Here is a 5,822-nt window from a genome sequence, read left to right on the forward strand (position 1 = left end):
TATTCCGGTTTGAGAGTTTCAGAGCTTTAGATCGGATTCTTTCAACAAGGCGTGGTCGTGGAAACATGACTGCGCCTTTTTTGTTGGCGGAAAAAACAGATGACAGAGCGGCAGCGATGTGACATAAACCCTGCCAGCGTTGACCGGGTCAGGATGGAGTTTGCGGCGAAGAGTCTAAGCGCTTCGAAGCTTCGGCACCCGCCTTCTGTTCCTATCACCCAATTGTCGGTCATTGATCTAGTGATGTGTCTAGCAAACTAGCGATAGCCAGCGAATGATTTCGGTGCCTGTTATTTCCCGCCGTCTCCTTTGCCTTTCGGCGGTTCTGCTTCTCAGTCTCACGGGGTGTGCTTCCTCATCACAAACCGTTGCCACGCTTGAATTGGAAACTCCCCGATCCAACCACGGTCTCCTGACCCAGGACGCCAGGCCAGATGGCTTGAAGCAATTGGCCCAGGCGCTCCAAAGCTCTGAAACATCCGTCAACCCGGCTCCAAGCACTTCCGGTTCTCAGAGTGAGAATCAATCAGCCCCGGCTGCACATTCGGCGGCTGGCGACGAACTCGCTGACGCGGCTCAGTCTGAGGCCCAACTCTCCGTCGCGGGCAGCAATTCCCAAGCCGCCGCGGGACTCAGCAAGTTGATCTCTTTGCCCAAGCTGAGCGCAACCGAGATCGATGAACTGATCTCAGCCATTCAGTTGAAGCTGGAAACCGAGCAAAACTATCGGTTGGCGCAGCCTGCCGAACTTGCCTCCCTGCCCCCAATTCCGTCAGGTCTCAATCCCGGCCCGTCGCTTTCAAAGACAACTCCGAACGGTCGGGCGCTGCTTCGCCTTGGCCATCGGCGCTTTCTCTCTCAACCCGCCCAGCTTTGGGTGGACGGCGCCATCATCGTGGCCACCGACCCCGCAACGCTCGGCGTCAATCCCGACGTGAGCGCGATTTCAACAATGGTCGATGCCCTCGCCGCCTCCGCCGAGGAACGGAAGAAGAATCTGGATTCGAGCGATCTGGGACGACGGCTGATCCGTTTGAGCTACATCGAGATGGCCGGCGCCATGAAAGCCCTCAAAGGATTTGGCGTAAACACCGCGGACGAACTGTCGGGCGTCCCCAAGCCGATCACATTCGAGCAATTGCCGCTGGTGGCGCCGATGCCTTCGCCGGATACCAATTACGTCTCGCTTCTGGGGGCGGAGAAAGTGGAGAAAGGCCCGTTCGAACTTTCGCTGACGCCCTCCGTCGCCACTCCATTGCCGGGCGTGGTGAATACGGCGCCGACCGAGCAATTGGTCGTTTTCTTTCATCAGGCGCACCCGGAACAATTCGGACGCGTCAAACAAATCCTGGATGAATTCATCGACCGGCCCGAACGACAGATTTTTGTGGAAGGGATGGTTTTGGAAATCAACGAGGAAGGTCTGAAGGAACTCGGCATCGAGTGGCAATTCAAGGAGGGCAACTTCGAATGGATCGCGGGTTCGCTCGCGGCGCCCGGGACGGCGTTGAGCACCGCCAAATTCGGATTCGATAGCCTCCAGGATCTCGACAAGAACTGGGTCGCCAAGTTGAAAGCCCTGGTGGTGGAGAAGAAAGCCGAGGTGCTGTCGCGGCCCAGTGTGCTCACGGTCAACAACCGCCAGGCGACGATTCGGGTCGGCACCGACATCCCCATCGCCACCAGCCAACAGGAGCCGGGTGCGTTTGCTGCGCCTGGCACCGTGGCCTTCAATTTCAAATACCTCGCCACGGGCATTTCGCTCAATGTCATGCCCCGCGCGAACGAGGCGGGCGACCAGATCAGTTTGTTGATCGACACCATCGTATCGGCGCAGGTGCCGGGCGCGGATTTGGAACTTCGGTCCGCGAGTGGCGCGCTGCTGGCTTCCGCGCCCTCGATGGCCACGCGGCGAATCCAGACCTACGCCCGGATCGACAACAACACCCCGTTCATCATCGGCGGCTTGGTGAACAAAGAATACGCGACCACGCGGGACAAAATCCCGTTGCTCGGAGACATCCCGTATCTCGGCGCGCTGTTCCGCTCGAAACGAACGACCTCCAGCAAACGCGAAGTGATCGTCGTGCTCACGCCGCACATTTTGGAGCCGGAGAAAGGCAAACTGTTCGGCCAGTTTTTGCCCAAGGATGAGGACCGGTTCGACGAGTTCGGAAATATCCTGTTCCGGGACACCTACCGCATCCGTTCCGAGGACGTGTTCGATTTGTCATTTATCACGGACAATCCGCGGCTGCAGCGTTTTCGCGACGAGGCCCACCGGGCAATCCTTCGCGATTTTCGACTGGCTTACTCAGAGCCTTACAGCCAGTTCGCGGATAATCGCTTCCCCGGCGAAAACATTCTTGTGCGCCGCATGGTGTGGGAAGTGGTGCGCCGGCTTTCCACAACCAACGGCGTGCCCAACTCCAAATGGCTCGACAGCAACATCAACCCGGAACGCTTGATTGTCTTTGAAAGCCAGCAGGCGGGCGGAGGTTTTGGCGTGCAATTCCTCGAACGAATCTTGTCCAGGCTGGCGGGAGTGAAGGATTTCGATGCTTTCTTGAAGGGCAAGTCCGGCAAAGCGCTCGTGCTGACTTTTCACGGAAAAGCTCCGGTGGAGGCGATGGCAGAGCCGATCACCGTGCCCATCCCTGAATTCCGCCTTCTGGATTGCCCGGATCACCAGAAAGCCTGGAACACGCTGCTTTGGGATTTGAACCAGCCCGACGACAAAGGGCTGCCTCGATATTCGATCGTGCTGAAAGATCGTTCCGATCTGGTGCGATTGCAGCGCGCCCTCATCGTGAAGAAGATCGTGGCCCTGAACGGCGGCAACATCCAGATTTCTCTCTCCAACTTCAGCCTCGGCAAGTTGCTCCTGATGCCCGAACCCAAGCCGGATCAGTTTCATCCGGTTGATGGCGAGGTGGCGCAGTACTTCTTCCAAATCGAGAAATACTACGAAGCCACCCTGCAAGTGATCGAAAGAACCCTGGCTCGGATGGAAAAGGCCGGGCGGAACTCTTCGACTGTGCCCCGATAATCTCCGCGGTTGTGCAATGCCTCCGAACAAAGCTCCAACTCCAATCTCCTTGACGAACGAGATCCTTCACGTTCTGAAGAAGCTGATTTGGCCCGTCCTCACGCTGGCCTTGATCCTGGTCCCGGGCTGGCAATGGCTGGGCGAACGGCAGGCCGAGGCCAAGGACATCACGCAGCGCATTCTGGGCTACGTGGTTGGTGTCGGGCTTGGACTGAGCATGGCCTGGCTGGTCGTCCGGTTGATCGAAGTTCTGGTCTGGCGGCTCCTGGAACTGCGTTTGCGCACGAACGTGCCGCGGTTGCTGAAGGACATTGTGGCGGCGGTCATTTTCTTGATCGCTGGTTTGATGATTTTCGGGCTGGTCTTCAAACAATCGGTCACCGGCATCTGGGCGACCTCCGGCATCGTCAGCCTGGTCGTGGGCTTCGCGTTGAAGAACATGATTGCCGACGTGTTCTGCGGCATCGCCTTGAACGTGGACCAACCGTTCAAGATCGGGCAGTGGATCAAAATCCATCCGCGCGCCCTGCCGCCGATCGAAGGGGCCGTGCTGGAAATCAGTTGGCGATCGACGCGGATGCGGACCATGGGCCACAACCTGGTGGTCGTGCCGAACAGCGAAATCAGCACGATGATCATCACTAATTACAGCGAGCCGCAGGACAAATGCCGGTTCGATATTCCATTCTGCCTGGATTTCGAGGTCCCCGCCGAACGCGCCGTCCGCGTCCTTCTGGCCGGCACCAAAGCCGCCGCGGGCGTTCTCGAAACCCCGGCCCCGACGGTCAACGCCAGCAAAGTCAGCGGCCGTGGCGTCGAGTACATGGTGCGATTCTGGATGAAGCCGGCGGAGATGAACCCGGAAGTCGTGTACCACACGGTCATTACCAATATCCTCCGGCACCTCCACCAGGCGGGCATTTCCCTGGCTTACGAGAAGCACGACATCTTTTACGCGGAAATGCCGCCCCGGCAGTTGGACCGCTTGAACGACCGCGCCGCGCTGGTCCAGCGCATCGAAATCTTCTCCGGCTTGCAACAGGAGGAGACCGCACGCCTCGCGGCACGGATCAAGGAGCGGCGTTTCCGGTCCGGCTCGGCCATCGTCAACCAGGGAGATCCCGGCGATTCCATGTTCGTGCTCGTCGAAGGTTTGCTGGAGGTTCGCTCGGATTTGGAAAACGGAAGAAAACAAGTCCGCGTCAAGTCGCTTGAGCCGGGCGAATTCTTTGGCGAAATGTCGTTGCTGACCGGCGAACCGCGAGCCGCGACGGTCGCGGCCCTGACCGACACCGTGGTCTATCAGATCGGCAAGGAGGATCTCGAATTGCTTCTGGCGCACCGGCCGGAAATCGCGGTGAACATTTCGCAAATCGTCGCGCAACGGCGGCAAGACCTGACCGCGCTGGAGAAACTGACTCCGGGAGAGAAAGCGGTCGCTCAGCAAAGTTTCGCCGAACAAATCCTGGACAAGATGAAGAGCGTTTTCACCAGCCTCCGCCACGGACTCGGCTTGCGCCATCGCGAAACGGCTATCGCCAAGTAAAAGGCTTGTTGGCCTCATCTCAATGCCCCCCTCAGTTAAGGTAGTTACTGTGCAGACCGTGGGATTGACGACAGATCGACCGGAGAATCGTAGCGCAGATTTTCAATCTGCTGTATCGCCGATTTCCAATCGGCAGGGCGCCGGCAAGTCCCAGCGGGCTCGGACTGGGAGACCCCCCGCAGAATACAATTCTGCGATACGGCAGAGTGCAACTCTGCGCTACGAGCTTTGTCGTCCATACCGCGGACCAAGCAGTAAGTGGGGCGAGGCTCCTGCCGAGCCAATGCCATCGAAGACAAACTCCGCAGGAGTGTCGCTCCACCGTAGTTAATTTCACTTTGATCGAGTTGTTGGTGGTGATTGCGATCATCGCCATCCTCGCCGGGATTCTGTTGCCTGCCTTGGCGAAATCCAAAATATCGCGCTGATCAAGAGCGGCTACCTGTTCCAGTACAACCCGGACGTTGGAATTTACAAATGCCCCGCCGACAAGAGCACTCAGAAGAGTGGAAGAAAGTTGCCGCGCATCGCCTGGCTTCAGGAGCGGACGAGCGCCCTCATCAAGTCTCCGTAGCCGAAGTATTAATTGGACTCCGCCAATATTCTCATCCGCGTCAGCGCGCAGAGTTTGAAAGGCGCACGGCGTCTCCTTCCTCTCCCGCGACGAAGGAGTGGGAGAGGGCTGCCCGTTTCCACTTCTCGGTCCGACCGGCTTGGATCCGATCTGCCTCCTCCCCTTGAACCGGACGGTAGGGCGAGCCTGTCCCCAGCGAGCCGAGTCGGACGTGTTCCACGCGCGTCGAGCGGCTCGCCGGGACGGACTCGCCCTACCGGGACCAAGGGCCGAGTGCATGGTTTTGAAACCAAGCAGGCTTCCCATGCACTGTTCAGAGTTCAAAGTTCAATGTCTGACGTTGGACGTTGCCGGAGGAACATCGAACATCGAACACCGAACGCAGAACGTCGAACCAACGGCCCCGGCATGGACCATTAACACGGTGATCGGACCAAGGGAACTTCCCTTGAACCGGACGGTAGGGCGAGCCTGTCCCCAGCGAGCCGAGTCGGACGTGTTCCACGCGCGTCGAGCGGCTCGCCGGGACGGACTCGCCCTACCGGGTTCATGGGCCGAGTGCATGGTTTTGAAACCAAGCAGGCTTCCCATGCACTGTTCAGAGTTCAAAGTTCAATGTCTGACGTTGGACGTTGCCGGAGGAACATCGAACA

General features: G+C 58.6%; 3 protein-coding genes and 1 pseudogene. 3 read left to right on the forward strand and 1 reads right to left on the reverse strand.

The genetic code is table 11. The annotated features are described in order from the left end of the window. The first annotated feature begins 274 nt into the window (after positions 1 to 274). The 3 genes and pseudogenes from FJ398_25400 to FJ398_25410 all read left to right on the forward strand — a co-directional run bounded on the left by FJ398_25400 (position 275) and on the right by FJ398_25410 (position 5,011). Positions 275 to 3,049, forward strand: a complete 2,775-nt coding sequence (locus FJ398_25400; protein MBM3841229.1) for a hypothetical protein — start codon at positions 275 to 277, stop codon at positions 3,047 to 3,049. Positions 3,050 to 3,065: 16 nt separating this feature from the next. After that, positions 3,066 to 4,595 (forward strand): mechanosensitive ion channel, encoded by a 1,530-nt coding sequence (locus tag FJ398_25405; protein ID MBM3841230.1) that lies wholly within the window; start codon positions 3,066 to 3,068, stop codon positions 4,593 to 4,595. Between the two features lie 272 nt (positions 4,596 to 4,867). Next, a pseudogene (locus tag FJ398_25410) lies at positions 4,868 to 5,011 on the forward strand (prepilin-type N-terminal cleavage/methylation domain-containing protein). Between the two features lie 485 nt (positions 5,012 to 5,496). On the opposite strand, the gene FJ398_25415 reads toward FJ398_25410, so the two are convergent. Beyond that, positions 5,497 to 5,778, reverse strand: coding sequence for a hypothetical protein (locus FJ398_25415; GenBank protein MBM3841231.1), 282 nt, complete (start codon positions 5,776 to 5,778; stop codon positions 5,497 to 5,499). Positions 5,779 to 5,822 lie beyond the last annotated feature (44 nt).

Source organism: Verrucomicrobiota bacterium, from assembly GCA_016871535.1.
GTDB lineage: Bacteria > Verrucomicrobiota > Verrucomicrobiia > Limisphaerales > SIBE01 > VHCZ01.